This is a genomic window from Kitasatospora sp. NPDC051914 (assembly GCF_040680995.1).
Classification (GTDB): domain Bacteria; phylum Actinomycetota; class Actinomycetes; order Streptomycetales; family Streptomycetaceae; genus Kitasatospora.
Map to the genome: position 1 here is coordinate 1 of NZ_JBFAXX010000153.1, position 3,031 is coordinate 3,031.

A 3,031-nucleotide genomic window follows, 5' to 3' on the forward strand; every position below is an offset into this window, starting at 1 on the left:
CGCTGGAACGAGGGCGAGCACAACGCCACCGCCCTGACCCGGGAGATCACCGAACGGGGCTACACCGGCAGCGAACAGACCGTCCAACGCTACCTACGACGTTACCGGGACGGCCGCCCCGCGCCTGTCCCGGCCCCGAAGCCGCCCACCGTGCGCGAGACCAGCCGTTGGATCCTGACCGACCCCGACCATCTCGGCGAGGACGATGCCCTGGCCCTGAAGAAGATCCTCGAACGCAGCCCGGAGCTCACCCGCCTGGACAAGCACGTCCGCGACTTCGCGAAGATCATGAAAGGCCTGCGCGGCCACGCGATCGAGGCGTGGATCGCCGCCGTCAAAAGCCGACACCCTCCCCGCCCTGACCTCCTTCGCCACCGGCCTGCGCCGCGACCTGGACGCGGTGCGCAACGGACTGTCCCTCCCGCACTCCTCCGGCGCGGTCGAGGGCAACGTCAACCGCATCAAGATGCTGAAACGCCAGATGTTCGGCCGGGCCAGGTTCGACCTCCTACGCAAGCGCATACTCCTCGCGCACTGACGACCGTCACATGATCGTCGCCAGAGCCGCTGAAGTTCAGGCGCCGACCAGCGAGCATCGAGGTGCCGCCGCCGGCGAACGAGCAACCGGCACCGTTGGCCAGGACGAGGATGATCGGCTCGATGTCGGGGCCGCCCGGCATGTGGTTGTTGCCTGGGAAGTCGTCGGAACCGACAGTTCGACCATGCGGTCGGGGGCTTCGTCCAGGCACAGGGCGCTGGTGTCTGCGGGATCGGAGTCCGGGGAGAAACACGGGCCGAGGCTCCGGTCGCCGGCGATGCAGCGCCAGGCATCCGTGCGCACAGTGGATTCGGCGGGTCCGAAGCAGGAGCCGCCACCCCGGCCGGTGATGGTGACGCCGGTTGCCGGGATGCCGGTCGGGGACCAGGGGCTGAGAGTGATCACCTGGGTCTGTGTCGGCGCGGACGAGGCCGCGGCGGTCGGGGTGAGTGATGCGGTGGCGGCCGTATGGGCGAGGGGTGAGGTGGTCGCTGCCGGTTGGGTGGCAGCGGCGGAGCGGGCCGTCGTCGCAGGCAGGGAGTCGGTGCCGCGGGCTGGGGCGTGGTCCAGGGCCGCCTGCGCGAACCAAGCGCCCGCGGCGGCCGTGGCGACACGGCCGCCGCGACGACGATGAGCCGGGACCGCGGGCCCGGACGGCGTCGGCCGGGGGAGGGCCGGACGGGCTCTACGACGGTCGGGGGGCGCCACTGCTCGGCGATCGGGTCCGGAACCTCGGTACGCCGTCGTGGACATTGCCAAGGACATGGGTCGCCTGCTCGCCGAGTAGTTCGGCGGGAATACCGGTGAGGTCCAGCTCGGCACCGAGGACGCGGAGAGCGACGGCCTCGGCGTTGCGGTGCCGAAGGGGCGACGGCCGGTGGCCGCGAAGACGAGCAGCGCCCCCCAGGCGAAGACGTCCCCGGGCGGTCCGGCGGTGCCGTCCCTGTAGTACTCGGGGCTCGGCCAGCCCTGGGTCCCGGTCAGCATGCCGGTGCGCGTGACCGCGGTGCCGTCGGCGACGTGGGCGATGCCGAAGTCCAACACCCGCGGTCCGTCCGGGGCCAGGATCACGTTCGAGGGCTTCAGATCACGGTGGACCACCCCGGCCGCGTGCACGGCCTCCAGCGCCCTGCGGTGGTGGCCGCGCACGCCCGTGACGCCGAGGATCCGCGGCTGCTCCCGGACGAGCTCGGGCTGGGGCAGCCACCGCAGTAACCCGGGCGTGCCGGCAGCAGTGGTCGCGGTCGGCGGCGCGCCGATGTGGGGCTGGTTCGGGCGGCTGCCGGAGCCATGCGACCGGTTCTCCGGCAGCCGCCGAGCCTGGGCCGCGTCCATGGGCATCGGCCGCATGGCCCCTGCCCGTCACGCCAGTACGGCGGCTTGGTGACTGTCGGCCGGGCCGTGCCGGAGGGTGGTCTGCGTACGCCGGCGGGGTTGGCTTCCCGTAGGCACCGGTTGTTGTGGCGGGACGGCCGGAGGGTCCCCGGGTGCGAAGAAGGCCTGCGGGGGCCAGGGTTGGTGGGCCAGGTCGTGGCGGAGGGCGTCGAGTCTGGCCAGGCAGGTGTCGATGGTGGCGATGGCCGCGCTGCTGTGCTCGTGGATGCGGCGTTCGATGGCGGCGAGCCGGTTCTCGATGTGCTGCCAGTTGGCTTCGGCGGTGGTGTCAGGCGCGTCGTTGGTCGCTGTCATGGCGGAGGCGGTCGGTGCGGTGGGTGAGGGTGTCGAGGCGGGTGGTGAGGTCGGGGTGGGTGGCGCCGAGGTGGGGGCGCATGTCGGCGAGGGGCGCTATCAGGTCGGCCGGGTCGGGGGCGGCGAGGGCGGTGGTGAGTGCGGTGAGCGCCGGGCGGGCTGTGGGCGGGAGGTCGGGCGCGGCGACGACCTGGGCCGCGAGGACGCGCAGGTCTGCGGCGTGGTCGCGAGCCCAGGCGGTGACGGCGCGGTCGGCGGCCCGGCGGTCGCGTACCGCTTTGACGCGCTCCGCTCCGGTTGCAGCGTTCTCGGGTCTGCTGCCGGTGCGCCTGAGGCGGAGGTAGCGGTTCTCGGCGGCCTGGCGGCTGGCGACGCCCATGGGCTGGGCGAGGTCGGCCCAGGTGGCTCCGCCGGCGCGGGCGGTCTCCACCAGGCCCGCCTCCCAGCCGGCGAGTTCGGTGCGCAGTTCACGCAGCAGCACCAGCGCCGCCAGGGCCGGTGCCGGGCCCTCGTCCGGTGCACCGGCGCCGGACCGGTTGGTGGGACCGGGGTTCTGGGCGATGCGAACGGCGTCGTCGATGGCGGCGAGCGCGGCGGCTGCGGCGAGGAAGGACGCCGGTCCCGTGGGTGGGCCGCCGCCTGTGGTGGGCGCGTCGGACCGCTTTCCCATGATGTCACTCCTTTGGCGACTCGAATGTTTGTCATCGTGTGGATGACATGTTAGAACGGTTTCAGGTGAAGCGCACTGGCACCCATCGATCAGTGGAGGTGTTTCGCGATGCTGATGCGCACCGATCCGTTCCG

The 3,031-nt window shown here is 72.6% G+C and carries 2 protein-coding genes and 2 pseudogenes; 1 reads left to right on the plus strand and 3 read right to left on the minus strand.

Going from position 1 to position 3,031, the window contains the following annotated elements; translation table 11 throughout:
- Positions 1 to 355 precede the first annotated feature (355 nt).
- A pseudogene (locus AB0M03_RS39535) lies at positions 356 to 538 on the plus strand (ISL3 family transposase); the annotation flags it as partial.
- 784 nt (positions 539 to 1,322) lie between these two features.
- Here AB0M03_RS39535 and AB0M03_RS39540 read toward each other — a convergent pair.
- From AB0M03_RS39540 to AB0M03_RS39550, 3 genes and pseudogenes are all read right to left on the minus strand, one after another.
- A pseudogene (locus AB0M03_RS39540) lies at positions 1,323 to 1,669 on the minus strand (protein kinase); the annotation flags it as partial.
- 231 nt (positions 1,670 to 1,900) lie between these two features.
- Positions 1,901 to 2,227 carry a hypothetical protein gene (locus AB0M03_RS39545; RefSeq protein ID WP_363501659.1) on the minus strand — a complete coding sequence of 109 codons (327 nt, stop codon included), beginning with the start codon at positions 2,225 to 2,227 and terminating at the stop codon, positions 1,901 to 1,903.
- Positions 2,202 to 2,897, minus strand: coding sequence for a hypothetical protein (locus AB0M03_RS39550; RefSeq protein WP_363501662.1), 696 nt, complete (start codon positions 2,895 to 2,897; stop codon positions 2,202 to 2,204). Before AB0M03_RS39550 ends, AB0M03_RS39545 begins: the two co-directional genes overlap by 26 nt.
- Positions 2,898 to 3,031 lie beyond the last annotated feature (134 nt).